Annotated in this window: 29 protein-coding genes and 1 pseudogene; 13 read left to right on the forward strand and 17 right to left on the reverse strand. The window is 62.0% G+C overall.

Going from position 1 to position 23,159, the window contains the following annotated elements:
- Positions 1 to 26 precede the first annotated feature (26 nt).
- Complete coding sequence (locus HF682_RS03120) at positions 27 to 392, reverse strand: VOC family protein (protein ID WP_168875774.1); 366 nt, start codon at positions 390 to 392, stop codon at positions 27 to 29.
- A gap of 74 nt (positions 393 to 466) precedes the next feature.
- Between HF682_RS03120 and HF682_RS03125 the strand changes: the two genes are divergently transcribed.
- The 7 genes from HF682_RS03125 to HF682_RS03155 all read left to right on the forward strand — a co-directional run bounded on the left by HF682_RS03125 (position 467) and on the right by HF682_RS03155 (position 6,088).
- Positions 467 to 1,273 (forward strand): DeoR/GlpR family DNA-binding transcription regulator, encoded by an 807-nt coding sequence (locus tag HF682_RS03125; protein ID WP_168875775.1) that lies wholly within the window; start codon positions 467 to 469, stop codon positions 1,271 to 1,273.
- Positions 1,270 to 2,139, forward strand: coding sequence for a D-hexose-6-phosphate mutarotase (locus HF682_RS03130; RefSeq protein ID WP_168875776.1), 870 nt, complete (start codon positions 1,270 to 1,272; stop codon positions 2,137 to 2,139). Before HF682_RS03125 ends, HF682_RS03130 begins: the two co-directional genes overlap by 4 nt.
- Positions 2,140 to 2,236: 97 nt before the next feature.
- Positions 2,237 to 3,715, forward strand: a complete 1,479-nt coding sequence (locus tag HF682_RS17930) for a DUF805 domain-containing protein (RefSeq protein ID WP_168875777.1) — start codon at positions 2,237 to 2,239, stop codon at positions 3,713 to 3,715.
- A 146-nt stretch (positions 3,716 to 3,861) separates the two neighbouring features.
- Complete coding sequence (locus HF682_RS03140) at positions 3,862 to 4,260, forward strand: hypothetical protein (RefSeq protein WP_168875215.1); 399 nt, start codon at positions 3,862 to 3,864, stop codon at positions 4,258 to 4,260.
- Between the two features lie 8 nt (positions 4,261 to 4,268).
- A complete protein-coding gene (locus tag HF682_RS03145) occupies positions 4,269 to 4,715 on the forward strand; it encodes a GNAT family N-acetyltransferase (protein ID WP_168875778.1) in 447 nt (148 codons plus the stop codon).
- 138 nt (positions 4,716 to 4,853) lie between these two features.
- Positions 4,854 to 5,399 (forward strand): carboxymuconolactone decarboxylase family protein, encoded by a 546-nt coding sequence (locus HF682_RS03150; RefSeq protein ID WP_168875779.1) that lies wholly within the window; start codon positions 4,854 to 4,856, stop codon positions 5,397 to 5,399.
- A 59-nt stretch (positions 5,400 to 5,458) separates the two neighbouring features.
- Entirely contained in the window at positions 5,459 to 6,088 is a 630-nt protein-coding gene (locus tag HF682_RS03155) for a pyridoxamine 5'-phosphate oxidase family protein (protein ID WP_168875780.1), read from the forward strand.
- Positions 6,089 to 6,129: 41 nt separating this feature from the next.
- Here HF682_RS03155 and HF682_RS03160 read toward each other — a convergent pair whose 3' ends face one another.
- The 6 genes from HF682_RS03160 to HF682_RS03185 form a co-directional block, all read right to left on the reverse strand.
- Positions 6,130 to 6,825, reverse strand: a complete 696-nt coding sequence (locus HF682_RS03160) for an SH3 domain-containing protein (protein ID WP_168875781.1) — start codon at positions 6,823 to 6,825, stop codon at positions 6,130 to 6,132.
- Positions 6,826 to 6,904: 79 nt separating this feature from the next.
- A complete protein-coding gene (locus tag HF682_RS03165) occupies positions 6,905 to 7,276 on the reverse strand; it encodes a hypothetical protein (protein ID WP_168875782.1) in 372 nt (123 codons plus the stop codon).
- Between the two features lie 95 nt (positions 7,277 to 7,371).
- A complete protein-coding gene (locus HF682_RS03170; protein WP_168875783.1) occupies positions 7,372 to 7,980 on the reverse strand; it encodes a DNA-3-methyladenine glycosylase I in 609 nt (202 codons plus the stop codon).
- Positions 7,977 to 8,273 (reverse strand): YciI family protein, encoded by a 297-nt coding sequence (locus tag HF682_RS03175; RefSeq protein ID WP_168875784.1) that lies wholly within the window; start codon positions 8,271 to 8,273, stop codon positions 7,977 to 7,979. The genes HF682_RS03170 and HF682_RS03175 overlap by 4 nt, the downstream gene beginning before the upstream one ends.
- 33 nt (positions 8,274 to 8,306) lie before the next feature.
- Positions 8,307 to 8,891, reverse strand: coding sequence for a TetR/AcrR family transcriptional regulator (locus HF682_RS03180; protein ID WP_168875785.1), 585 nt, complete (start codon positions 8,889 to 8,891; stop codon positions 8,307 to 8,309).
- Between the two features lie 217 nt (positions 8,892 to 9,108).
- Entirely contained in the window at positions 9,109 to 9,978 is an 870-nt protein-coding gene (locus HF682_RS03185) for a hypothetical protein (protein WP_168875786.1), read from the reverse strand.
- Between the two features lie 179 nt (positions 9,979 to 10,157).
- On the opposite strand from HF682_RS03185, the gene bchE reads away from it, so the two are divergent.
- Positions 10,158 to 11,699, forward strand: a complete 1,542-nt coding sequence (gene bchE / locus HF682_RS03190) for a magnesium-protoporphyrin IX monomethyl ester anaerobic oxidative cyclase (RefSeq protein ID WP_168875787.1) — start codon at positions 10,158 to 10,160, stop codon at positions 11,697 to 11,699.
- A gap of 68 nt (positions 11,700 to 11,767) precedes the next feature.
- Complete coding sequence (locus tag HF682_RS03195; RefSeq protein ID WP_168875788.1) at positions 11,768 to 12,268, forward strand: DUF2199 domain-containing protein; 501 nt, start codon at positions 11,768 to 11,770, stop codon at positions 12,266 to 12,268.
- Positions 12,269 to 12,341: 73 nt separating this feature from the next.
- On the opposite strand, the gene HF682_RS03200 is transcribed toward HF682_RS03195, so the two are convergent.
- Both HF682_RS03200 and HF682_RS03205 read right to left on the reverse strand, forming a co-directional pair.
- Positions 12,342 to 13,409, reverse strand: coding sequence for a serine hydrolase domain-containing protein (locus HF682_RS03200; RefSeq protein ID WP_168875789.1), 1,068 nt, complete (start codon positions 13,407 to 13,409; stop codon positions 12,342 to 12,344).
- Positions 13,410 to 13,540: 131 nt separating this feature from the next.
- Entirely contained in the window at positions 13,541 to 14,101 is a 561-nt protein-coding gene (locus tag HF682_RS03205; protein WP_168875790.1) for a dihydrofolate reductase family protein, read from the reverse strand.
- Between the two features lie 296 nt (positions 14,102 to 14,397).
- On the opposite strand from HF682_RS03205, the gene HF682_RS03210 reads away from it, so the two are divergent.
- Positions 14,398 to 14,949, forward strand: a complete 552-nt coding sequence (locus HF682_RS03210; RefSeq protein ID WP_168875791.1) for a hypothetical protein — start codon at positions 14,398 to 14,400, stop codon at positions 14,947 to 14,949.
- A gap of 256 nt (positions 14,950 to 15,205) precedes the next feature.
- Positions 15,206 to 15,712 carry a hypothetical protein gene (locus HF682_RS03215; RefSeq protein WP_168875792.1) on the forward strand — a complete coding sequence of 169 codons (507 nt, stop codon included), beginning with the start codon at positions 15,206 to 15,208 and terminating at the stop codon, positions 15,710 to 15,712.
- Here HF682_RS03215 and HF682_RS03220 read toward each other — a convergent pair.
- From HF682_RS03220 to HF682_RS18070, 6 genes and pseudogenes are all read right to left on the reverse strand, one after another.
- Positions 15,709 to 16,131, reverse strand: a complete 423-nt coding sequence (locus HF682_RS03220) for a hypothetical protein (protein WP_168875793.1) — start codon at positions 16,129 to 16,131, stop codon at positions 15,709 to 15,711. The two genes, HF682_RS03215 and HF682_RS03220, sit on opposite strands and share 4 nt — an antisense overlap.
- A gap of 7 nt (positions 16,132 to 16,138) precedes the next feature.
- A complete protein-coding gene (locus tag HF682_RS03225) occupies positions 16,139 to 17,392 on the reverse strand; it encodes a hypothetical protein (protein WP_168875794.1) in 1,254 nt (417 codons plus the stop codon).
- 72 nt (positions 17,393 to 17,464) lie between these two features.
- Positions 17,465 to 18,340 (reverse strand): hypothetical protein, encoded by an 876-nt coding sequence (locus tag HF682_RS03230; protein ID WP_168875795.1) that lies wholly within the window; start codon positions 18,338 to 18,340, stop codon positions 17,465 to 17,467.
- A 102-nt stretch (positions 18,341 to 18,442) separates the two neighbouring features.
- Entirely contained in the window at positions 18,443 to 19,273 is an 831-nt protein-coding gene (locus HF682_RS03235) for an alpha/beta fold hydrolase (RefSeq protein WP_168875796.1), read from the reverse strand.
- A 173-nt stretch (positions 19,274 to 19,446) separates the two neighbouring features.
- A complete protein-coding gene (locus HF682_RS03240) occupies positions 19,447 to 19,866 on the reverse strand; it encodes a hypothetical protein (RefSeq protein WP_168875797.1) in 420 nt (139 codons plus the stop codon).
- Between the two features lie 24 nt (positions 19,867 to 19,890).
- A pseudogene (locus HF682_RS18070) lies at positions 19,891 to 20,070 on the reverse strand (cupin domain-containing protein); the annotation flags it as partial.
- 552 nt (positions 20,071 to 20,622) lie between these two features.
- Here HF682_RS18070 and HF682_RS03250 point away from each other — a divergent pair.
- Positions 20,623 to 21,057 (forward strand): hypothetical protein, encoded by a 435-nt coding sequence (locus HF682_RS03250; protein ID WP_168875798.1) that lies wholly within the window; start codon positions 20,623 to 20,625, stop codon positions 21,055 to 21,057.
- Between the two features lie 59 nt (positions 21,058 to 21,116).
- Here HF682_RS03250 and HF682_RS17655 read toward each other — a convergent pair whose 3' ends face one another.
- Together HF682_RS17655 and HF682_RS17660 are read right to left on the reverse strand one after the other, a co-directional pair.
- Positions 21,117 to 21,326: a helix-turn-helix domain-containing protein gene (locus HF682_RS17655; RefSeq protein ID WP_205881881.1), complete on the reverse strand. Its 210-nt coding sequence runs from the start codon at positions 21,324 to 21,326 to the stop codon at positions 21,117 to 21,119.
- Positions 21,323 to 22,093: an alkaline phosphatase family protein gene (locus HF682_RS17660; RefSeq protein WP_205881882.1), complete on the reverse strand. Its 771-nt coding sequence runs from the start codon at positions 22,091 to 22,093 to the stop codon at positions 21,323 to 21,325. The genes HF682_RS17655 and HF682_RS17660 overlap by 4 nt, the downstream gene beginning before the upstream one ends.
- Positions 22,094 to 22,220: 127 nt before the next feature.
- Here HF682_RS17660 and HF682_RS03260 point away from each other — a divergent pair, with 127 nt between their 5' ends.
- Positions 22,221 to 23,129 (forward strand): LysR substrate-binding domain-containing protein, encoded by a 909-nt coding sequence (locus HF682_RS03260; protein ID WP_205881883.1) that lies wholly within the window; start codon positions 22,221 to 22,223, stop codon positions 23,127 to 23,129.
- Positions 23,130 to 23,159: the final 30 nt, after the last annotated feature.

Consider the following 23,159-nt stretch of genomic DNA (forward strand, 5'->3'; position numbering starts at 1 on the left):
TTCCAGATCCCAAGCGTTGAGATCCATTAAATGGTAATGATAACCGGATTTCCTTCCGGGTCCGTCACTACGCTTTCATAGTATCCATCCACACTGAGCCGGGGCTCGGCCAGAATGGTGCATCCCTTGGCGGCCAGCTGCTCGGTCAGGCGGTCGACATCGGCTGCGCGCCCGGCCCCCACCGCAAAGCTGCCTTGCGCTGGCAGTGCCTGGTCCGCGCGTGCCTGCAGCAGCTTGAGTGAGGCTCCGTTTTCAAACAGCAGGCAGGTGCTTTCCACTGCGCCCCATAGTTCGCAGCGGCGCTCACTGGCGCTGGCCTGAAAGTTGCTCTGGTAAAAGCTGCTCATCCGCGACAGGTCTCGCACCCACAGGCAGGTATAGGCGAGTTGCATGATTCTCTTCTCCAGCCACACGCTGATCCAATTATGCACATATCGGCACAAAACAGCAAATATCGGAACACATAATGCAAGCACGCTCACAAGTACGCTGGATTACCGCTATACTGGGGCGCATGTTTACCGAAGAACGCCGACAACACATCCTCAGCGAGCTGAAAGCCCAGGGGCGGGTGACGGTGGCCGATCTGGCCGCCCGGCTGGCCGTTTCCGAAGATACGGTGCGGCGCGACCTGCGCGCGCTGGCGAGCGAGGGCTATCTGCAAAAGGCGCATGGTGGCGCGGTGCTGCTGGACATCCCGCACCTGCCCTGGCAAACCCGCACGCAGATCCTCAGCGACAGCAAAACCCGCATTGGCCAGCGTGCAGCACAGCTGGTGGAAGCCGGGCAGGTGGTGCTGCTGGATGCAGGATCAACCCAGCTGGCGCTGGCGCAGCACCTGAAAGTCCGCCCGCTAACCGTGCTGACCAACTCGCTGGACATTGCACAACTGTTTGCCGACGATGAGCAGGTGACCCTGATTCTGGCAGCAGGCACCTGGCAACCCTCGCATCGAGTGTTCCTTGGCGAAACCGCCCTGCAGACCTTGGCGGGCATCCGTGCCGACTGGGCCTTTGTAGGCGTCTGCGCCATCCATCCGCAAGCCGGGGTGACTGCGGCCAACCCGCTGGATGCCCAGTGGAAGCGCGCGCTGAGCCAGCACGCGGTGCGGACAGCCTTGCTGGCCGACCACAGCAAATTCCACCAGCTGGCGCCCTATTTTGTCAGCGAACTGAACCAAATTGATGTGCTGGTCACCGATCAGCCCGACGACACCCTGCAAGCCTGCGGCGTACAGATGCTGTGCGCGCCGCCGAACGAGACCACCCGATGACCCTCACCCCAGACTATAGCCAGTGGCAGCAACGCGATGAGCTGGACCTGCTGCATATCGACGCCCCTTTCGGCCAGGCGCTGATTGCCCGCCAAGGCGCGCAACTGCTGCAATACCAAGCACATGGCCAATCGCCCATGCTGTGGCTATCCCCTCTGTCACGCTTTCAGCGCGGCAAGGCCATACGTGGCGGCATTCCGCTGTGCTGGCCGTGGTTTGGCGCTCATCCGAACGACAGCAGCCTGCCGCAGCATGGCATCGCCCGCCAGCTGGACTGGACCTTGCAGCAGGCCGAAGTCACCCCGCAAGGCGCCAGCCTGCACTGGCAGCTGCAAGACAGCGACGCCAGCCGTGCGCTCTGGCCCCACCCCTTCCGGCTGGAGCTGCACATGCAGCTAGGTACAACCCTGCGGCTGACGCTGACCATGCATAATCTGGATGACCGCCCGCTGACCACCAGCCACGCGCTGCACAGCTACTTCCCGGTGCCGCAGGTCGCCCAAGCCACGGTAGACGGCCTAGACGGCTGTTCCTTCTACAGCAAGCCCGACCAGCAAAGCGGCCAACAGCAAGGCCCGGTAACGATCGACAGCCTGCTCGACCGGGTCTATCTGAATGCTCCAGATACACTCACCCTGCACCGCCCTGGCCTGCCCGCGCTGCAATTGCGCAGTGCAGGTCTGCACAGTGCCATCGTGTGGAACCCCGGCCCCGGTGCCGAGCCGCACATCCCTGATGTTGGCCCGCACTGGTCACAGATGCTGTGCGTGGAAAACGGCAACGCCCTGGACAACAGCCTCACCCTACCCATCGGCGGGTCGCATCAGCTGCGACTGGAGATTGCCGAGCAATCCGTCGCATGCTGACCGTTCAAGCCCGCAAGCTGACGCTTCGTCCATCTCCGATTGAGGTGGGCGGCGGGCTCAGGCACAATGGCTACTTTTAGCTGCGGCTGACGCGCCCATGTCCGACACGGTTACCCTCTCCCTGACCGGCCAGGTGCTGCCGGGCCATGATGTTCAGCAGGTTGCCCAAGCCTTGGCGGCACTGCTGAAGATTCCGCCGGAGCAAGCCACCGGGCTGCTGGCCGGAAAAGTAACGGTCATCCGCAAGGCGCTGCCAGTCACGCAACTGCCGCAATACCTGCATGCGCTGACCCGAATTGGTGCCGATGCACGCGTGGAAACCAGCGCGCCGGAGCCCGCAGCGGCTACACCCGTTTCTGCCCCGGTAGTCAGTGTCAGCAAGCCCGGTGCCAGCGCCTTCCCTACCCTGCTGGCCACGCTGGACGATGAGCCGGTAGTGGCAGCCGCCCCCAACCCTGTACCGGCCCCCGTCGCCGCCCCCAGCCCGGCCCCCATACCCGCTGCCCCTGCGGCCAGTCAGTTGCCCGAGAGTGCCGATGATCCGTGGATGATGGCGATGCCCGCCAGCAAGCCCCCGCAGGCATCGGCGCCTGAGCCTGCGGCTGTAGCCAGCCCGGCCCCGTCACCCGCCCCGGCGCCGATGGCGGCGGATGACCCCTGGCTGATGCTGAGCCCAGATGGCCCTGCACCCGCAGCGGCACCCGCTGTGGCCAGCCCTCCCGCCGCCGCACAGCCCCCCGCGCCGCAGCCCGGCGGGCTGTCGCTGGTCGATGCCCCGGGGCTGGAGACACCTCCACCGGCTGAAGCACCTGCCAGCAGCGAGATGACCTGCCCGGCCTGCGGCAAGCAGCAGCCCAAACGCACCCTGTGCGTACAGTGTGGTGCCGACATGCCGCGCATGCTGGCAGCGCGCAACCAGCCGTCGGCGAGCCCTGCGCCCGCAACCGATTCACCCACCTCTGGCAAGGACATCTACGCCGCCCCCAGCAGCCCGCTAACCCGGCAAGATGACGATGGGCCAGACTGGGATACCCCGCCGCTGGTGGCCCTCTCGCTGGAAGGCCGCATCGGACGCATCCGTTTCATGGCCTACCAGGTGGGCGCCAGTGTGCTGACGGGACTGATGGACATCGTCAATCTTGGCATGGCGCTAGACCTGATCCTGGGTCTGCTGGCCTTCTGGATTACCCTGCGGGTGTGGGCGCTGCGTCTGCATGACTTGAACCTGAGCAGCAAATGGCTGCTGCTGCCGCTGCTCTCGGTACTCATGGTGCTGACCAAGAGCCCGGTGATGGGGCTCATTACCATGGGCATCTGCATCATCGCCTTCCTGCTGCTGCTGATCCTGCCCGGCTCAGAGGATGAAAATGAATATGGCCCGCCTGCCGGGCCCAATTCCGTGCTGGTTTATATCGGCGCAGCCCTCTACATGACCGCTACCCTGTATGTGGCCTACTCCGCCTATCAGGGTTACAAGATGGCTGTCGCATTTGCCCAGGCAGCCGCCCAGCAGCAGTCTGCACAACGCTATGATGAGAGCGGGCAGGAGCAACCAGTACCGCTGAACGAGCAATAGTCTCGCCTTGATGCGACTCGCCGTGTGCCGGCATGGATGCGGTGACTAAAGCTGGGGTTAAGACTGGGCCGTCACAATGATGCCATTGGTATGGCATGCAACCCCTGCATTCCCCAATTGCACCTCAGCGCAAAAAAGGCCACCTCATGACGTCCGAGAACAGCGAAGCCTGGATATCCAAGCATGACTTGATCAGCGAGATCACCCACTACATGAAGTACGCCGGGGCGGAGGGGGAGCATGATCCGTGGTACGACCCCAAGGCCGATGTGGGTTACCAACAGGCGCATGTCGACCAACTGGATGGTTTGCTGACCCGCTTCCTGCAAACACTGCAAGGCCTGCCAAACCCCAAAGCGGAGGCGGACATCATGGCGGCGGTGCAGACCGCTGTGCTGGGCATCAACGCGCTGAATGACTCAGTGCAAGGCTGCATGATCGAAACCGGTGAGCGTGAAATGCTGTGTGATTTTTTCTGCCTGGCAGTCAACGAGGCCGGGCTCGCATGTGAAGACGACATCACCGACGAATGGCGCGACTGGTGAGCCTTGGCATGCCTGTTGTGTCCATACGCCCGGCCACCCCAGCAGACCAACCCGCGCTGCGCCAGTTGTTTCTCACCACCCGGCGCATCGCCTTTCATTGGCAACCACCGGATGCCTTCCAGCGGGATGATCTGGATGCCCAGACAGTGGGGGAAGCCTTATGGGTAGCGGTGGATGCGCAGCAGAGGCTGGCAGGCTTCATTGCCCTGCAAGAGGCGGACCATTTCATCCACCACCTGTTTGTCAGCCCGGATCACCAGCGTCTGGGCGTTGGCCAGCGCTTGCTGCAGGCGCTGCCCGGCTGGGGCCACCATCCCTTCCAGCTGAAGTGTCTGCAGCGTAATCAGCCGGCGCTGGCCTTCTATCAGGCGCAGGGGTTCCGCAAGGTGGGCAATGGCGATGGCCCGGATGGCGCCTATGACCTGCTGGAACATACAGCCCGCGCCACAGCGTGATCCAGCTTGCCTCACGGCCCTATTATTCCATTTTACGGAACGATATTTTAAGAAATACGGTTATTATCATTTCATAGAGAAAGGCCCATCATTCTCCCCATCGAGCACGCCGTGCTCACTACCCAACAGGAGAATGCCATGTCCCGCCTTTCCATCCCCGCTCTGAATGCCGCACCGGAAGCCTCCCGCCCGACCCTCGACGCCGTCAACCAGCAACTGGGCGTGGTGCCCAATCTGTTCCGCCTGCTGGGTAGCAGCCCGGCGGCGCTGAATGGCTTTGTCAGCCTGCAAGGCGCCCTGTCCAAAACGCTGGACGTGAAAACCCGTGAGCGCATTGCGCTGGCCGTGGCCCAGGCCAATGGCTGCGACTACTGCCTGTCCGCCCACACCTACCTGGGCCAGAACCTGGTCAAGCTCAGCGCGGAAGAAATGGCGCTGAACCGCAAGGGTGCCTCCGGCGATGCCAAGGCCCATGCTGCCGTGCAATTCGCTGCCAAGGTGGCACAAGCGCGGGGTCACGTCAGCGATGCCGACATTCAGGCGGTGCGTGCTGCCGGTTACAGTGATGCCCAGCTGGTCGAGATGGTGGCCTTGGTGACTGAAAACACCTTCACCAACTTCCTCAACTCGGTCGCCCAGACCGAGATCGATTTCCCGGTGGTTCGCGCTGCGGAAATCGCCTGATCGGGCCGGGGTGGGTGCAACCGCACCCACCCGTTTTGCTTGCCACGCGGAGAACCGCCATGACTTACGGATTTCTGGACATCGCCATCACCCCCAGCGTACGCGCCGTGCAAGCGGAAATGGGGGTGGACCATGTGTGGCGGGATTTCAAAGGCCACCGTGAATTTGACCGCTTTGGCGACAGCGAGGCCGGTTTCATCGCCGCACGCGACAGCTTCTACATGGCCACCGTGTCCGAGACCGGCTGGCCCTATGTGCAACATCGCGGCGGCCCCGCCGGTTTTCTGGTGGTGGTGGACGAGCACACGCTGGCCTTTGCCAACTACCGGGGCAACCGCCAGTACATCAGCAGCGGCAATCTGATCGCCAACGACAAGGCCTGCCTGTTCCTGATGGACTACGCCCACCGCGCCCGGCTGAAGATTTATGTCCAGGTCGAGCGGCTCGCCCCGCAAGATGACCCGGCGTTGACGGCTCTCGTCGCCCAGCCTGAATACAAAGCCAAGGTGGAAAGCATCTTCCGCCTGCGCCTGCAATCCTACGACTGGAACTGCTCGCAGCACATCACCCCGCGCTTCACCGAACCGGAGATCCATGAGGCAGTGGAACCGCTGCGCCGCCATCTGGCGGAGCTGGAAGCGGAAAATGAGGCACTGCGGGCGCAGTTGAAAGCCAAACCCTCTGCATAAGGCCCTGCTCACATTCTTATAGGCGTACGGGCGAGACCCTCTCAGTCCTGCCCTGCCAGCCCGCTACAACTGGTCTCTTGTAGCCCACATAGCTGGTTGACCCAGCCTTGGAAGCGCGCAGGCGGCTTGCCTTGCCCTGCGCCCGGCTGCATCTGCGCCTGAAGGTCGGCGGACAGTTTGTCCCTGCGCCACGCCACCAGCGCCCAATGCCCACTGCAGGCCAGCAGTTGCCCGGCCCTAACCATCTCATCACTGTCGAATGCGCCGTCCTGCAACTGCAAAACCACCGGCGAGCGAACACTCGGCCTAGCGTAGGCCTTGCTCGCCTGGGATTTCACCACCAGCTTCGCGCCACTGACCCAGCCCCTTCCGGTAAATACCTTGCGCGCCGGCAGGCCGGTCAAATCCGGATTATCCCGTGCATGCTGAATCTGGAACCAGCCCCCTTGCGCGGCCACCACCTCCACCTCGATCCGTACCGGGAAAATACCCATTTCACGGTTGCGCCACACCGGGGGCAGATGCCCCAGTACCTTTGCCGACACCCCCGGCGCTTGCCTCACATTCAAACCGGCTGGATCGGTTTCTTGCACAAAGGCGGTGAAGTTGCAGGATGCCCGCTGGTCCGCCTGCGCCGCTGACACCGCCAACTGCGGCGGCGCAAGGCTGGCCGCCTGTGCCGTCAGGCTTACAGCAAGCACACCCGCCATGATCCCCAGCCCGTGCACGAATCTCACCACACCCCATCCCTTTCATCACAGCGCAGCACTTGATCTGCCTCCGGCACCCCCGCCTCACGTGTCGCGGGCCTGGGTATCAGCGTCGTGCCTTGGGCTTGTACACGCCATCAAACATGACATCACCCCAGGCGATGGCACACCCTGCCACACGCAGCTTCAGGTTCTCACCCGCTCGCGCCATCTCCATATGGCAACCCTCTTCATGATACGCCCAGCCCCCCGGCACGAAGGTCAGCGCGCCCGCTCCGGAGCCATTGCGCAGATGGTTGCCGGATTTGCCCTTCATGGTCACTTCCAGCGAAAACGTGTAGTCCTCGTGGATGGTCAAGGTGCGCGTAAACCGGCGGTCGCTGCCCTCAAATACGCCTGTGGGTGGGTAATTGGGGATGTCGAGGGCGTGCGCCGCAGCCGCCGCCCCCAGGGCTGCCAGCAGCAACAAGGTTTTCATGCCGACTCCGTGGCGCTGTGAAATATGCAATATTCATGCTTATACCGCAGAAACGGCAGCACCGGCAAATGCGTCAGCCAATCACTCCTGACCATTCAAACAGGACGGCGAAATGCGGCCCGTGTGGCCTCCACTTGCGCCCGTATCACGCAGCCATGGGCATGATCATTGACCAGCCCCATGGCCTGCATGAAGGCGTAGACCGTGGTCGGCCCAACAAATTTCCAGCCGCGTTGTTTCAGCGCTTTGGAGAGGGCTATCGATTCTGCTGAGGTCGATACGGTTTGCGGGGCTGCCCGCGTGGCGGCATCCGGCTCGTAGCGCCAGAAGAAGGCGGCCAGTGATCCGGCCTCCTGCACCAGCTGCCGGGTACAGCCTGCATTGTGGATTGCGGCCTCGATCTTGCCACGATGGCGGATGATGCCTTCATCTTGTAGCAATTTCGCCACACCTTGCTGATCGAAGCGCGCCACCTGCTCGAAGTTGAAATCGTGAAACACCGCCCGAAAGCGGGGGCGCTTGGCCAGAATGGTGCGCCAGCTCAAACCGGACTGAAATCCTTCCAGACAGATTTTTTCAAACAGGCGGACATCATCTGCCACCGGGAAACCCCACTCGGTATCGTGATAATGGCGAAACGCCGGGCTGATGCTGCACCAGCGGCAGCGCAGCTGGCCATCGTCATCGACAAAGGTCGGGCTCATGGCTGCGCCGCCAGCAGGAAATCCAGCCTCGGGTCCACCTTGGCGGGGGTCATGCCGATCACCGTTACGCTGACCACACCCTGCGCCACCAGTGGGTCCTGTGCCAGCCGTTGCTGCAAGGCCGTCTCACTCAAGCCATGCACCAGAATGCCGCCGCCCGCTTGCCCCGTCAGGTTGCCCGATGCCAGAAAGCAGCCCTCCGCAAAGCCCTGCTGCAGCCATGCCTTGTGCTCCGCCATCCACTCCGGCGTCGGGGCTGGATTGCCCGTCATCGTCAGCCTTACCATGAACATCGCGACCTCCTGTATGGATGCGGCCTGCGCCGCTTACTTTCCGGATGGCGGCGGCAACTGCGCCAGCCACTGGTTCAACTGCATCACCTCTTGCTGGATATAGGCTTCATCGTTGAACGCGCTGGCCAGCGTCGCAATGCCTTGGCTGCGGCCCAGCAGATGCATGGCCAGGGCATCGGCCTCCAAGGCGTAGCCCAGCTGCGCGAACTGCTGCGCCAGCCACTGCCGGAACAAGGTGAACAGCTGGCTCGCCTGCGGCAAGGCCGGGTGCTCCAGCTTGGCCAGCTCGGTGCACAGTGTCCCCACCGGGCAGCCATGCCGACGGATCCTGGCGGCATTCATCGTCAGCATGCCGATGAACTGACGGATGCGCCCAGCGGGGTCAGCAGCATGGTCGGCCCAGGCCGCCAGCATCTGCTGCGTCTTGCGGCTTCGGTGCGCAATCACGGCGGTGAGGATGTCGTCCTTGGTTTTGAAGTGATAGTAGAAGTTACCCCGCGAAAGCCCCACCTCGTCCGCAATATCGGCAAAGGAGGTGTGGTCGTAGCCGCGTTCATAGAACAGGCGGTCTGCGGTTTCTACGATGCGATCCTGAGTCGCGGTACGGCCTGCTTGCATCTCTGCCTCTCGATGATGATGGCTTGCGCGCAATCACCATTAGGTCATTTGTCCTATTTAAATTAGGACAAATGACCTAGACCTGTCAATAGCGGATTGCAAGCCATGAACCGCCAAGGTGCGGCAGGCATACTCCAAGCGAACAGAAGCGGCTTGCCGCGTCAGCGATGCAAGCCACTGCGGGAGGGTGTAGAACAGTCCGTGTGGTAATACCGGCTCAATACTCGGACGACACTTCCGGGCATTTCACCTTGCTGGCGGGCTTCACTTCCTGCAACTGCATGGCCGCATCCAGCATCCACGCGCTGTGGCGGCGGCTCTGGATGCCCTTGCCATCCGCGCGGGTGAGGTTGACGGCGATCACCTTGTTGCCCTTGCCAGCACTGCAGCCCGCCTGGAACAGCAGACCTTCATTGGCGGCCAGTTTGGGCAGCGGGATAGTGATCAGCTGCAGCGGTGACTTGGCCTGCTCGCTGGGCGACAGCGCGGCATAGTTGCTGCTGCTATCCACCACAAAGGCCGCCTGCGAGTAGCGCTCCAACGAAGTGTACTTCGGGTCCGCCGGCATGGACCGCGCCATCGCCGTCACATGCTTGCCCGCCATCTTGTCCACTTGCAGATCGGTCCACTGGTTCAGCAGCTCCTTGCGCGTCGGCAGCGGTGCATTGCCTGCCGGGCTCGCCGCAGCCGGAGCCGCAGCAGCGGGTGCGCTGGCGGTGCCGCTCTTTGGCTTGAACATGCCATCAAACAGCACATCACCCCAGGCAATGGCGCAGCCTTCCACATGCAGCTTCATGCCACCCATCGCCCGCTTCAGGGTCACATAGCAGCCCTCTTCCCGATAATCCCAGCCACCCGGCGCATCGCTGAACTTGCCGCTGCCGGAGCCATTGCGCAGATTGCTGCCCGGCTTGCCCTTCATCGTCACTTCCAGCTCGAACTTGCCATCTGGACGAATGGTCAGCTCGCGCGAGAAATCCTTGTCGCTACCGTCATACACCCCGGCCTGCGGGTAGGGGGAATACTCGGCAGCGTGAACCACAGCGCATGCCAGGCCAAGGGCAGCAGCAATAAAGGAGGGTTTCATGGTGAACTCCGGAGGGTTTGAAATATGCAATATTCATGCTTATACCGCATCCACCACCTCGCGGGCAAATGCGCCAAGCCTCACCACGGCCAGTCTGACTTGAACATTCCATCACGCCCGGTCAGAATCACCGGCTGGCAAGCCACCGCATGCCAGCCCATTGTTCCGCTGAGCCACGCATGAAAATCACCCTGCTGAATCCGCCTCACACCGCCATTGGCAGCCGTATCCCCGGTGAACACCTGCCCCCCTTGGGCCTGCTGTCCATCGGCGGGCCACTGCTCGATGATGGCCACCACGTCCACCTGCTGGATGCAGACCTGCGCGCGTTGAAGCCCGACACGATTGTGGCCGAAGTGCTGGCCGATAGCCCGCAGCTGGTGATGATCGGCCATTCCGGCTCCAGCTCGGTCCACCAGACGGTTCTGAGTCTGTGTCAGGCTCTAAAGGCGCAACGGCCCCAGCTCATCATCATCTACGGAGGGGTACACCCGACTTATCACTGGGATGAGATCATGGCGGAATCCGCCGACATTGATTTCATTGTGCGGGGAGAGGGCGAGCACACCGCGCAGCGGCTGGCGCGCGCCATCGAGGACGGCACCCCCTTCTCCGCCGTGCCCGGCATTGTGTACCGCGAGCAAGGCCAGATTCGTGACACGCCAGCCGCCGAAGTGATTGCCGATCTGGACCAATACCGCATCGGCTGGGAGCTGATTGACCACAAGGATTATTCCTACTGGGGCGGCAAGCGGGCGGTGGTGGTCCAGTTTTCGCGCGGCTGTCCCTACCTGTGCAGCTACTGTGGCCAGCGTGGCTTCTGGACCAAGTGGCGCCACCGCGACCCGCACAAATTCGCCAAGGAGCTGGCCCGGCTGTACCGGGAGCACGGCGTGGAGCTGATCAACTTTGCCGACGAGCTCCCCACCGGCTCCCGCAAGGCCTGGCGCACCTTTCTGGAAGCCCTGATTGCCGAAAACGTACCGCTGATTCTGGTCGGCTCCACCCGCGCCGGGGATATTGTGCGTGACAAGGACATCCTGCACCTCTACAAACAGGCGGGGGTCATCCGCTTTCTACTGGGCATTGAAGCCTATAGCGAGGACCTGATCGCCAACATCCGCAAGGGCGGCAGCGTGTCGGAGGACCGGGAAGCCATCCGCTTGCTGCGCCAGCATGGCATCCTCTCCATGGCCACCTATGTGCTGGGTTTTCAGGAAGAAGGTGATGCCGACTACTGGCGCTCCTACCGCCATCTGCTGTCTTACGACCCGGACCAGGTGCAGCTGCTCTACGCCACCCCGCACAAGTGGACACCGTTTTACAGCAGCGTGGAAAACCGGCGTGTGGTGCAGAAAGACACCACCAAGTGGGATTACAAGCACCAGGTGCTGGAAGCAGGCAACGTCCCCGTCTGGCGCGTGTTCCTGTGGTTCAAGATCATCGAAGTGCTGATGCAGGCCAGACCCCGCGTGCTGCGCCGGATGCTGTTTCACCCGGATGCCGGCGTGCGGCATGCCATGCGCTGGTATACCCGCATGGGCCGCCGGGTCTGGTTCCATGAAATCATGGAATTCCTGTTCAAGACCCGCATCGAGAAAAACGGGCCACTGCTCTCCGCCCTCAAAGGCAGCAACTTCGCCTCACGCGAATACGCCATGCAAGCCAAAGGCAAACGCAGCGCCGGTACCATCCCGATCAGTGAAATCAAATCAGGCTGAATCCGGCATGCGGTTCTTCTCGACAAAGCGGGCAGCCGCCAATCAGCCAGCGAGCAGGCGATACCCCGATGAGCGGCTTTGACTGCACCACCTGCGGCCAGCACCACGACGAACTGCCAATGTGCTTGGGCCTCTCGGCACCCGAGCTGTGGCTGCGCTGGCCGGACACCGAGCGCAGCCGCGCACGGCTCAGCAGCGACCAGTGCGTGCTGGAGGGCCGGTACTACGCCATCCTCGGCCGCATTCTGCTGCCGGTCGTCGATACCGCCACGCCCTTCACCTGGCTCGCCTGGGTGTCGCTGAGCGAAGCCAGCTTCCGGCGCTGTGATGCGCTATGGCACACCCCGGGCCGCGAACAGGAGCCGCCTTGTTTCGGCTGGCTGCACAGCGCCCTGCCCGGCTACAGCACCAGCACCCTGAGCCTGAAAACCCATGTGCAGACCATGCCCGTTGGCGAGCGCCCGCTGATCACCCTGGAAGCCACCGCCCACCCGCTCGCCCTCGAACAACACCACGGCATTACCCTGGCCCGCGTGCAGCAACTGGTGGAAGCCTCGTTGCACGGCTAACGAGCCAAGCGCACGCCCCTATCGAGGCGCAACGCGCGGGCAGTGCCCCGCTTGCGGGATGTACGGGCATGCCTTACCCCAGCTTGTGAAAACGGAATACGCCGTGCTCAGCGGGCATGATCTGGTGCGCCAGTGATGCCGCCAGCGGCATGCCACGCTCGCTGTTGGTCAACAGGACAAAACCATCTCCTGTCGTGGCAGACATCATGGCAAAGGCCCGGAACCCCGGGTTGTTACCCCACTGCCAGAGGTAGGGGCCCTGGGCAGCGTTTTCGATGCCCCAGCCCAGCCCCCAGCTCAGCCCGAGCCCGTTCTCTACGGCAACCGCCTGGCTCAGCGTCCGTGTCAGTATGGTTTTGTCTACAAACACAGCCTGCATCAAGCGGGCATAGTCCGCCGCCGTGGTGAGCAATGAGCCTGCCGCCAGCGGCTGGGTATAGGTCAGCTGACTTTCGTTGCCAAACCATGAGGTGCCTTTGACGCTCTGCATCCGGAGGTCATCCGTCCAGCGCAGCCGTGAGTGCTGCATACCCAGCGGCACAAACGCATACCGGGACACACTGCGCTCAAAATCCAGCCCGGTGAGTGCGCAGACCAGCGCCTGCAGGAGCATGAAGCCCTCCCCCGAGTATTGCCAGCGAGAGCCTGGCTGGAACGCAAGAGTGAGCGGCCCACGGCTCCAGTTGGGCAGCCCCGAGCTGTGATTCAGCAAGGTAAACACCGGGATGTGTGCCAGGCTGGCCGCCGGGAAGATATCCGTATGCGCCAGCCTCAGTGGCACCATGGGATCGGCCTGATGCACATACCCCTCAGGCAAGTAGTTCGAGACCGGGGCCGACAGGTCGAGTTTGCCTTCCGCCACCAGCTTCATGACGACGTATGCAACAAGCGGCTTGGTCAGCGAGGCGGCCTGGAACACAGACACCTCATCCAGCGGGGGCTGCATTGAGCAGGGCGACACCAGCACGGCTGGAGCAGGCTGGCCTGCCTTGAGCGCCACATAACTGGCAGCGCATACCCGCAGCCGGGCAGCCAAAGCCTCAAACGGCACCTCACGGTAGTCGGCAAGAACACTTGCGCACGAGGTCAGCAAGGGTGCAATGACACCCGCTGCCAGAAAGGACCGGCGAGTAACAGGCATGGGGCAGCCCCGTCGTCTGGGAAACCATACTATAGCAGCCTCACCCAGCCAATGACGCATCACGATGGATGTCCCCCACTGGCCAAGGGGTCGCTCGCGCGCGGCATGCGCCGCAGCAGCGAACTACTGCATCAATCAGCAGCTCGCCGGTAGTGCATCGCGACCGCGCCGTTACGGAGCGGTGTTGCCGACACCAGATCGAGCCGTCGCGTGCTGGGCAACCCGCTCTGATAAAGGGTCGGGCCATGACCGGCAATCCTGGGATGGATGAGGAACTGGTACTCGTCAATGAGATTCAGGCGATCCAGCTCAGCCGCAAGCTGGCCACTGCCGAGGAGCACGCCCCCGGGTGTTGCATCCTTCAACCTTTGGACACTCGCACGCAGGTCACCTGCCATGTGGTGGCTGTGGACCCAATGGAAATCCTTGCGCGTAGAGGACACCACATACTTCGGCTTGGCCTCCAGCTTGACCGCCCACTCCCGGATCGCAGGCGGGGCCTCCACCTCACCACGGGCCACCGCTGGCCAATAGCCCTCCATCATTTCGTAGGTCACCCGCCCCCACAGCATCGCACCGCCCTCATCCATGAGGCGGGTGAAAAACGCATGTGTCTCCTCATCCGCGATACCCTCACGGTGATCGACACAACCGTCCAAGGTCACGTTGAGGCTAAACGTCAGGATTCCCATGGCAACCAATACCTCCTCGGGGCGAATGCATCATGTAGACGGACAGAACGGCCCGGCTGGCCCTCATCATGATGACACGAAAATACGGTGTCCCACGCTGTTTCATACTGAAACACCCACCATGCGGCCCCCTCCTGCCTTCCCCACTGCGTTGCCCGACTGATGTCGAGCACAAGTGCGGCGGCAGTGGGCAATGGCGGTGTCGATGGTGGCGGTGGCGGTGGCGGTGGGCTGCAGTTGGCGACAGTTCGGCCATACCGGTAGACTGCCTGCAGGACGAACTACCTGATCATGGCATGCGCCAGCACATCAAGCTTACCTTATCCCGATTCCCGCACAGCAAACTGGCTTTTCTGTGCGTGTTCCTGCTGCTGATGTTCCTGCTGCCACGGCTGTTGTCCTGGCTGTCTGCCACAGATTATCAGCCCGGCGCGGTGCCGAGTGGACTGTTTCAGGTGGCCGTCAGCAGCCACACAGGCAAACCCTTTGAGCTGGTCAGTCTGCAAGAAGCCCGCAGCCCGGCCTTGGCGGGCCGCACCTTATGGACGCAAGCCGCCAGGTTCAGTGAGGGCGGGGGTATCAGGGAAGCAGAAGTTCGCATCGTGGCACAAAGCCCGCAAGGCACCCTGATCGAAACCATCGACAGCGATGACGACCTCACCCTTACCAGCCGCTACCGTGTAACAGCCGGGCGCATCGAACCCGTCTCGCTGCAAACCTTCAGCCCCGGCCATGTCATGAGCGGCATCCTGCTGGCCATCGCTCTCAGCAAACTGCTGTTTTTCGTGCTGCACACATTGAAGCCGCTATCGATGTCTCAAGCGAACGCGCCACAAGAGAAGCCATGATCTGCAGCAGTCCAGACGTGGCCTGGCAAGCGGGCACCGTCAAAGCGGGTCCACGATCAGATCAAGCCTGAACGTCTACACCCCATTTGATGGCGCAACACTTGGTGGATATCACACCCTCTTTGCAAATCGAAATGAAAAGTCGCATTTTCTGCCACCAAACACCACACTGGGCTAGCGCTTTGCTGATGCCAGCCTGACATGCATTAACCCTGTCAAAATGGGGCTGTCATCCTCGCCTTTCAGGACAGGTCATATGAAGCTGCCACATTTGAGCCGAAACCGCCTGGCCTATCTGTCTAGCTTGCTTACCTTGTCGGCCTGCATGATCAGCTGCGGTGGTTTGTTCCACCTTTTCGACTGGGCACCCCCTGCATGGCTGCAAGACCTGCAGCCCAACCCGTGGTTACTGCTTCTGCTGCCTTTCTTCCTGATCTTCCTGTGCCTGCAACCTGTGGTCTGGCTGGTGGGTGATGTGGACGAGGCCTGTGATGCGATTGCGGATGTTGTCCTGCTTGCGCCACTGGCCGCTGTGCTGACTGATACGGCCAATATCTCCATGCAGCACCCCGCCAGGACCCTGTTTATGGCGCTGCTCAACTACAACCTCATCGCCCTGGCCATCTGCGCGATCCCCACCGTGCTGGCGATGGGTTTGTGCATGCTCCGCTCTCGTTGGCATCAGCACCGTTCACCTGCCACGACCGCTGTTCTGCCCGAGGGTGAAATAAGTCCGGCCTACAGTGATGCAGCGGCCCGCTAATCGCTTGATGCACATAGCTTCGCCTGCAGAAGTTCAACAGCATATCGACACTCCAGTTCAGGCTTGGCATGTAACTTCGATAGCCGTTGTAGCATCACTGCATCACTTGAGATAATTTGCCCTGCCAGAGCCCAGCCTTTCAGGGCGTCTACTGCGGCCACTGCAACCCGATCCTCAGGATGACACAAAAGCTCCTTCAAGATATCCAGCGACGATGCTGCATATACTTCTTCGAGTGTTTCAGCACACCGGCACAACCAAGATACACTCCGAAAGGATAGTGCCTGCCGCAAGCGTGTCCAGTCTGAATGCTTAAATTGCCATAGCAATTCGATAGCAAGCGGCAGCGCATGATCGTACCAATAGTCTGCGCCAGCAGGATCAATGCTGTTATCGTATTGTTCAAACCGATCCTGCATAACCGTACTACCCCGCCGTATATGTCAACAGTACCTTGTCGGTTTTGACGTTGTAATGCCAGATCCGTTTGACACTGCCGCCCTGCAGGTACAACAGCGCAATGTCGTCGCCATTCGGGGCGAGGGTAAGGCGGGGCATGCGTTCATTGCCTCGGTCGTACAGGCGGCCGAAGCCTTCGAGACGGCTGGCGATTTCCTTGCTGCCTTGGGCATTGCCGTCGCCGGAGATGAACAGCAGGCTGCCTTGATCGGTCCATGCGACATAGCGATCCATCTTACGGTCGTAGGCCAGCGAGAACAGGTCTATGTTGTTCAGGGAGCGGAAGTCCAGCCAGCGGCGGGCTTTGGCGTCGAAGCGGTAGAGAAAACCTTCGCCTCCCAGGCTGATGACGCTGATGATATTGCGTTTGTCGTCATAGGCCAGATCCATCGCCCAAGAGAAGCGGGGGAAGTTCGGCGGGAGGGTGATGGCGGTAGCACTGCCGCCTGCCGAATCAGCGACTTCCAGCTGATCGCTGCTCAGGCGGTAGAGCGGGCGACCTGCTTCCGGTGCGGTCAGTTTGCCTTCTGGATACGTTTTGTCCGCATGGCCTGCCGGGCCACTGAGGGTCCAGCGTACTTTGCTGCCATCCGTTGCAAGCAAACTGAACCCCACATCCGTGACCGGTTTTTGCGGTGCGGGGTCTGCGGTGGTCAGGGCGGCTCGCGGCGGGTCCATGCTGTTGATGCTCAACGCGGCGGGAATGGCGTAGCTGCCTCGAAAGACGTCGATCTTCTTGACACCCATCCGAGTGTTCAAGGTGGTCAGCAGTGTCTTGAAGTTCCGGTTCTCGGTTTCATAGGCGTAGGGCAAATCGGCCAGCCAAGCCTGTGTCTTGATGGTAGTGGTCACGGTGGGTTTGTCATGGCCGCCGACGATGATGCCCACGATGTTGGTGCCCGGAGAGGCGATCACGTTCCACTGGATTTTTTCGTAACTGCTCAACACCAGCAGCACCTTGGAGCCTGGCCGGTTGACGTTCACAATGATCATGCCACCCGACTGACTGGCATTGGCAGGCTCATAGCCGGAAATCAGCACCACCTCGGCCCCATTAGCCAGTCCGGCAGGGGGTTGCGATATTTGCAGGGGCAGCTGGTGATTGCTTTGTGCATTATTCGCACGCACGGGCGTCCCAAACTGGACTTGACCCTGTGCCATGGCAGTGTTGATCCCGCCCAGCGCTATCAGCGAGGCAAGGGCGATTTTCGGGTAGGACATCTGTTGTCTTTCCTGGTCGATTAAAAATCAGTCCGCGGTAGCGTGTTGCGTTTCAGCCCCCCCACAGCGGGACTAATGCAACATCGCTTCATTAAGCTGTGGCAGCAGCAGGCGTGGCAGGTTGGGGTCTTTGCGGATAGTTTCGCTGCGTTTGCCGTTGCGGCGTTCCCATTGCAGCACTTTGCCTGCGGGGTAGTTGATGCTGGTGCCATTGCTGTCCTTGCCCTGCTGCACGGTACGTTCCTGCCCGATCAGGCGCAGTTCACCCGCTTCCAGCCGATACTGCAGGCGCAGGCTGCCGGTGCTGCTGCTGCGCTCAAAGAAGAGGAAGCTGTCGGCCTTGGTCTGATAGTCGGGGTCACTGCTGCTCGGGTCGCTGCTCACCAGGCGGTAGCGTTGTTTGAGGGTGACGCTTTGCTTGCTGCCGGCAGGCACGGCCAGTTCGCCCGAGCTGAACTGGAGGGCGAAGCTGCCATCTGGCTGCCCGTAGAACACCACCAGTTGCACTGTGCTGCCGTCTTTCAACGGGCGCAGGGCGGCGAAGTCTTCCCGCTGGTCTTGGTTCAGCTCTTCAATGCTGAATGCAATGCGGCTGGGGTCGCTGTCCGGAAAGGCCTTGCGCCAGGCGCTGTGGGCACTGTTGATGGTCTGGCGGGCGGCAGCAATCACGCTGGCGTTGTTTTCCTGGCCGCTACGGCAGTAGACCGGCGCGGTGGCCGGGTCTTGCAGCAGACCGAGGCAGCCAATGCGGATGGCTTCTGCCATCCATTCGCAGCGGTTGCTGGCGTTGCAGGGGGGATGACTGCTGGCATCCACATTGATACAGCGGGCCACCAGCAGGCTGGAGAGCTGCGCGCCTCCCGTTTGCTCGCAGCTTTGCTCGGCCATGACCATGCTGGCGGCGGCCCATAGCAGACCTGCGATGGCAGCCTTGAAACGTCTTTGCACGTCATACTCCTGTGTTTGAAGGAAGGCGGGATCGCCATACGATCCGGCCATGCTGAAAAAGTTTAGCGATCGCAGCCCACCGTGGCAGCAAGGCTGGCTCTGTCAGGGCTGAACCGTGATGCGCTGAAGCAGGGTTTCAATCGCGCGGAGGACGAGGTCTGGCCGGTCTACCATCACCTTGTGGCCACTGTCTTTGGCGAGGACATAGGATCTGCTTGTATCTTTCTGCACAAAGGCACGATGGGCAGCATGCCAGGCGGCGGCTTCTTCCGGGGTATCCACCGCTGGCTTTTCTGCCACGATGTCTACCACCGGCAAGCCCGGCGGCAGGCTTACTGCATCCAGCGCCTTGGCCGTGTCCGGGTAGGCTTCCATCATCGGGATGACTGCAGCCGCAAGCTTGGGGGCTTTTTCGCGTATTTCCGGGTATTGCGGCCGATAGGTATCCAGAATTTTCTGGATGCGCTCGGCTGTGTTGTAACCCGGTATCACCGTATCCAGCAGCACCACACCTTTGACCTGGCGATGCTGTGCCGCCAGCAATAAGGCGATGTTGCCGCCATAGGAATGGGCCACCAGTATCAGGTCACCTTTGACCTCACAGGCTTCCAGCGCAGCCGCCAGTGCGGCGACCTCCCGCTGTACCGTATAGGGAGACGGGTCTACTTCACTGTTTCCCAGCCCTGCCCGGTCATAGACAAAGGTGCTGAGCCCCAGCGGCTTGGCCTGCTCCAGAAAGCGGGACCAGCCCGTGGCATCGTTGCCGCCCCCGGCTTCAAACACAAGCGTCGGTTGCGCGCCGGCCTGATGATTCACCCACAGCCCATGGCCATTGACCGGAAGCATGCCCGGGCTACAGGCGGGCCCTGCCACCGCCATGCTGGCGGCAACCCACAGTAGACCTGCGATGGCAGCCTTGAAACGTCGTTGCACGTTATTCTCCTGCGTTTGAGGGGAAGCGGGATCACCATACGATCCGGCCATGCTGAAAAAGTTTAGCGAGGCCATACTGGCAGCGTGTGATGGCGGCGAGTACCTTCATGACGAGCTGCGTGATGAGCCGCATCAAGACCTGGGGCAGCCCAGTCTACGCCCCGGCCACGCGATCACGCCCCCACATCGGGCGGGTGAGACACAGCGGGCTCCGGTACCCAGCCCGCACGCTTGAACAATTTAAGCACGCCATGCAGGCAGAGGGCCACGGAGCTGATATACACAACCATCACCAGCGCCAGTTGCAGGTAGGGGTTCAGCGGCAGAACAATGGCGGGTTCACCCAAGTACAGCGCCATCCATGGCCACGCGCACACCACACTGATGGCAGACATCAGCAAGGTCCACAGCAGCGCCAGTGCCAGCAGGCGCAGACCGCGCCACAGGCGGCGCAGGGCGTGCTGCCGCAGCAGGGCCCACAACCCGATCAGCAGCATGCCAGCCGCCAGCAGCACCGCAGCCACCGACACCATGCTTGCCAGCACCTTGAACCCCTGCTCCATGCCCCGCTCACCTCGCCAAGAAACCAACATGCTAGCAAGCCTTGCCTTGTGCGGCTATGGGGCGGGGTGGACAGGTTCGATGATCAGCAATACACCGTCGCTACCCGCATCAACCGCGTGCGGGATACCCGCAGGAACCAGGCAGCATTGCCCGGCATGCACCCACCGCAGCGTTCCATGCAGCCGAAGCGGCATCTGGCCGGACAGCACCAGCAGCAGCTCTTCATAAGGGTGGCGCTCTTCCGGTAGCGCCTAGCCGTCCATGCGCAGCACCTTGCCCCGCAGACTGCTGGAATCGGTAAACAGGTGCGAGCACCAGGCCTGGGGCAGACTGGTGGCGAGAGTATGGAGGTCGATGAGGTCTGGCACAGCTGGCTCCGGCAGTCAGAAAACCACCAGCTTATGCGGTGTCCGTGCTGCGGTCTTGTACCAGACTGCTACTGGTATCCCCCATGGGTCTGGTTGTCACACACGGTTGAGCAGGTAACGGAAGGGGACCTGCTTGATCAGCCCGTCGCCCGGAAAATGACTTTGACATTTCATGCGCAATGACAAGACAATCCTTCCAGAGAAACCGGCTTGACTTGCAAGGCAGGTATTAAAAGGGGCACCCTTGATGAATCTCGTAGCACTTGGGCACCTTGTTTCGGATCGCTTTTGCGACCATAGGCATCATGGCAACGACGTGCAGGTGCCATCGTGAGTAGATCTTGCTGCATCTGGATGCTTATTGCGGCTTTGTTCGCATGCACGTTGCGCACGGGGGCTGCCGCAGGAACCGTAAGCGTGCACAGGGTTGAAACTGCGCTGAAGGAAGGCGGTGCCAAGCTTGCTCTGGAGACGTATTTCAGCTGCGAAAAGCATGAGGGCAGCGCTTACGTGGAAATAGCCACCGGTTCTCCGCCGTGGGTGTCGCTAGCAGAAAAAATGCTGGCCTACTCAGATGCCTGTTACACCGAAGGCATTCAGGCCGCGCTGGGACAAGCCATGCAGCAGTCGCCAAAAACCGTCCTGCCCCTGGTTGGAAAAACACCAGCACTTGCAGCCGACGCGATCTGCCTGCCTTTTATTTCAGATGAACTTCCCGCCAGATTGCAATTGAGGGCGATCCGGAAGTCAAAACAGGCCATCCAAAGCGTCGTATCCAGACGCCTTGCCGCACAAAAGGCCCGTTGTTTACATTTCATCCAGTCGGTCGAAGCCGGCATTTCCTCACCGTGATCCGCATCCCTGTCCTGCCCGCTGGTTGCCCCATTCGACAAACGCCAGCCTGTACGGCGTCAGTGCAGCGGCCTGCTACCAGACTGCTGTTGATAACGGGCCGGGGTGAGGCCGTACAGCCGTTTGAACAGCCGGGTAAAGTGTGCCAGGTCCACCAGCCCGACCGCCGGGGCAATGTCGGCAATGGGCCAGCCCGCCGCCAGCGGTTGAAATCGGGTGTCGTCCCCGCAGGCGGGCGATGCAGCAGGCAAGAGTGCTGCGACGCTCACCCCGCCCCCAGCAGCACACGGGCGAGGAAGGCACGTACGTCGCGCTGGGCGAGCGGTAGCGCCGGGCGGCTGCGGTCGTGCGGGAGCCAGTAGAAGGGTACATCGCGCTCTACCGGCTGGGTGCCGCCGTGCATGCGGTCGGGGTGCATGCCGTGGTCGCTGGTCAGTACCACGTGGTAGCCTTCGGCGTGCCAGCGCGGGATCAGCAACGCCAGCTGCATGTCGAGCACGCGGGCGGCCATGTTGTAGGCGTCTGTACCGCCACCATGCACGTGCCCGGCGTGGTCGCTGCCCATGGTGTGGATCATCAGGAAATCGGGCTGGTAGTGCTGGCGCAGCGCTTCACCGTCGGCCAGGGTGTGGCTGTCCGGGTACTCATCGGCGTGGTACCAGCAGGCCGCGCCCAGGCCCGCCGCCGGCACGGCTGCCAGCCGGTGCTGGTAGGGGTGATAGCGCTCGCCGCTCAGCATCTCGTAAAAGAAGTAGTAGGCGGCAGCGGCACTGCGCTTGCCGGACTGCATCAGCTGGTGAAACAGCGTTTCGCCGCAGGACACACCCGGCTGATCATTGCTGACCACGCCGTGCTCGATCGGTGCACGCCCGGTGATCAAAGTAGCATACAGCGGGCGCGACAGGCTGGGCAGCATGCAAGGGAACTGGGTACGATGCGCGCGCCCGCCCTCCTCCAGCGCCGCCAGATAGCCCATATAAAATCGCGCGGTATCCGCCCGCAGCCCATCGGCCAGTACCAGCACCAGCTTGTCCATGCTTTGCTCATCCATCCAGACAGGAGAAAGCAGACATCATAGGCCCGGCACTCGCATTTGCCCACCCTCCCCTTGCCACGGGGTCCGTGCTAACGGCATGATGGGCCTTTACTCAACTGACACCACCATGACGCCCCCGCGCCTGCCCTCCCTGCACGCCCTGCATGTGTTTGAAGCGGTAGGTCGCCTGCTCAGCTTCACACGGGCGGCGCAGGCGCTGCATTTGACGCGCAGTGCGGTCAGCCACCAGATCGCCCGGCTGGAGGATGAGCTGGGGCAGAAGCTGTTTGTGCGGGAGACCCGCCGTATCCGCTTGACCCCGGCCGGGGCCGAGTATCTGGACTGGGTGCGGCGCGCCTTTGCCTTGCTGCAGGAAGGCACGCAGGCGGTACGTGCGCCTACCCGGCAGGTGCTGCGGGTGAGCCTGCTGGCTTCGTTCGCCAGCCACTGGCTGGTACCGCGCCTGCACCGCTTTCAGGCGCAGCATCCAGACATCGAGCTGCAGATGGACCCGAGCATCCGCCTGTCGCAACCCGGCGTGGATACCGATGTGGCGATCCGCTACGGGCGGGGGGACTGGCCGGATGTGCAAGGCATCCAGATCATGGACGAATGGCTCACGCCGATCTGCAGCCCGGCCTTGCTGGCCGAAGGCGGGCCGTGGCGGCTGCCGGAAAGCCTGCTGCAGCACAACCTGCTGTTTTCCTGGTCACCCAATGCGCTGGAATGGAGTGCGTGGTCGGGCGCGTTTGGCTGCTCGCTGGCCGGTACCCGCCAGACCATGCTTACCGACTACAATATTGTGCTGCACGGTGCGCAATCCGGCCAGGGGCTGGCAATGGGCCGCCTGCGGCTGCTGGCGCCGCTGCTGGCGCAAGGCAGCCTTGCCTGCCCCTTCCCGCAACTGGTGCTGCGCGGCGATGTGAGCCACTGGCTGCTGCTGCCGCCCGGTCCGCCCTCCCCGGCGGCGCAGGCGTTTGCCGACTGGCTGCAGCAGGAAGCCGCCATGGGTGAATCCAGTTCACCCATCGGGTAAATTCTTCGCGCTCGTCAGCCGCGCGCGCGA

Origin of the sequence: Leeia aquatica, assembly GCF_012641365.1 — a bacterium.
GTDB lineage: Bacteria > Pseudomonadota > Gammaproteobacteria > Burkholderiales > Leeiaceae > Leeia > Leeia aquatica.

What these genes read in the sequence shown, in the direction of transcription:
- HF682_RS03125 (WP_168875775.1), top strand. Translation starts at nt 467, where the DNA reads ATGCAAGCACGCTCACAAGTACGCTGGATTACCGCTATACTGGGGCGC.
- HF682_RS03195 (WP_168875788.1), top strand. Translation starts at nt 11,768, where the DNA reads ATGAGCGGCTTTGACTGCACCACCTGCGGCCAGCACCACGACGAACTG.
- bchE (WP_168875787.1), top strand. Translation starts at nt 10,158, where the DNA reads ATGAAAATCACCCTGCTGAATCCGCCTCACACCGCCATTGGCAGCCGT.
- HF682_RS03240 (WP_168875797.1), bottom strand. Translation starts at nt 19,866, where the DNA reads ATGTTGGTTTCTTGGCGAGGTGAGCGGGGCATGGAGCAGGGGTTCAAG.
- HF682_RS03260 (WP_205881883.1), top strand. Translation starts at nt 22,221, where the DNA reads ATGACGCCCCCGCGCCTGCCCTCCCTGCACGCCCTGCATGTGTTTGAA.
- HF682_RS03120 (WP_168875774.1), bottom strand. Translation starts at nt 392, where the DNA reads ATGCAACTCGCCTATACCTGCCTGTGGGTGCGAGACCTGTCGCGGATG.
- HF682_RS03165 (WP_168875782.1), bottom strand. Translation starts at nt 7,276, where the DNA reads ATGAAAACCTTGTTGCTGCTGGCAGCCCTGGGGGCGGCGGCTGCGGCG.
- HF682_RS03175 (WP_168875784.1), bottom strand. Translation starts at nt 8,273, where the DNA reads ATGTTCATGGTAAGGCTGACGATGACGGGCAATCCAGCCCCGACGCCG.
- HF682_RS03150 (WP_168875779.1), top strand. Translation starts at nt 4,854, where the DNA reads ATGTCCCGCCTTTCCATCCCCGCTCTGAATGCCGCACCGGAAGCCTCC.
- HF682_RS03180 (WP_168875785.1), bottom strand. Translation starts at nt 8,891, where the DNA reads ATGCAAGCAGGCCGTACCGCGACTCAGGATCGCATCGTAGAAACCGCA.
- HF682_RS03145 (WP_168875778.1), top strand. Translation starts at nt 4,269, where the DNA reads ATGCCTGTTGTGTCCATACGCCCGGCCACCCCAGCAGACCAACCCGCG.
- HF682_RS03140 (WP_168875215.1), top strand. Translation starts at nt 3,862, where the DNA reads ATGACGTCCGAGAACAGCGAAGCCTGGATATCCAAGCATGACTTGATC.
- HF682_RS17930 (WP_168875777.1), top strand. Translation starts at nt 2,237, where the DNA reads ATGTCCGACACGGTTACCCTCTCCCTGACCGGCCAGGTGCTGCCGGGC.
- HF682_RS03200 (WP_168875789.1), bottom strand. Translation starts at nt 13,409, where the DNA reads ATGCCTGTTACTCGCCGGTCCTTTCTGGCAGCGGGTGTCATTGCACCC.
- HF682_RS03130 (WP_168875776.1), top strand. Translation starts at nt 1,270, where the DNA reads ATGACCCTCACCCCAGACTATAGCCAGTGGCAGCAACGCGATGAGCTG.
- HF682_RS03210 (WP_168875791.1), top strand. Translation starts at nt 14,398, where the DNA reads ATGCGCCAGCACATCAAGCTTACCTTATCCCGATTCCCGCACAGCAAA.
- HF682_RS03185 (WP_168875786.1), bottom strand. Translation starts at nt 9,978, where the DNA reads ATGAAACCCTCCTTTATTGCTGCTGCCCTTGGCCTGGCATGCGCTGTG.
- HF682_RS03215 (WP_168875792.1), top strand. Translation starts at nt 15,206, where the DNA reads ATGAAGCTGCCACATTTGAGCCGAAACCGCCTGGCCTATCTGTCTAGC.
- HF682_RS17660 (WP_205881882.1), bottom strand. Translation starts at nt 22,093, where the DNA reads ATGGACAAGCTGGTGCTGGTACTGGCCGATGGGCTGCGGGCGGATACC.
- HF682_RS03170 (WP_168875783.1), bottom strand. Translation starts at nt 7,980, where the DNA reads ATGAGCCCGACCTTTGTCGATGACGATGGCCAGCTGCGCTGCCGCTGG.
- HF682_RS03205 (WP_168875790.1), bottom strand. Translation starts at nt 14,101, where the DNA reads ATGGGAATCCTGACGTTTAGCCTCAACGTGACCTTGGACGGTTGTGTC.
- HF682_RS03220 (WP_168875793.1), bottom strand. Translation starts at nt 16,131, where the DNA reads ATGCAGGATCGGTTTGAACAATACGATAACAGCATTGATCCTGCTGGC.
- HF682_RS03225 (WP_168875794.1), bottom strand. Translation starts at nt 17,392, where the DNA reads ATGTCCTACCCGAAAATCGCCCTTGCCTCGCTGATAGCGCTGGGCGGG.
- HF682_RS03155 (WP_168875780.1), top strand. Translation starts at nt 5,459, where the DNA reads ATGACTTACGGATTTCTGGACATCGCCATCACCCCCAGCGTACGCGCC.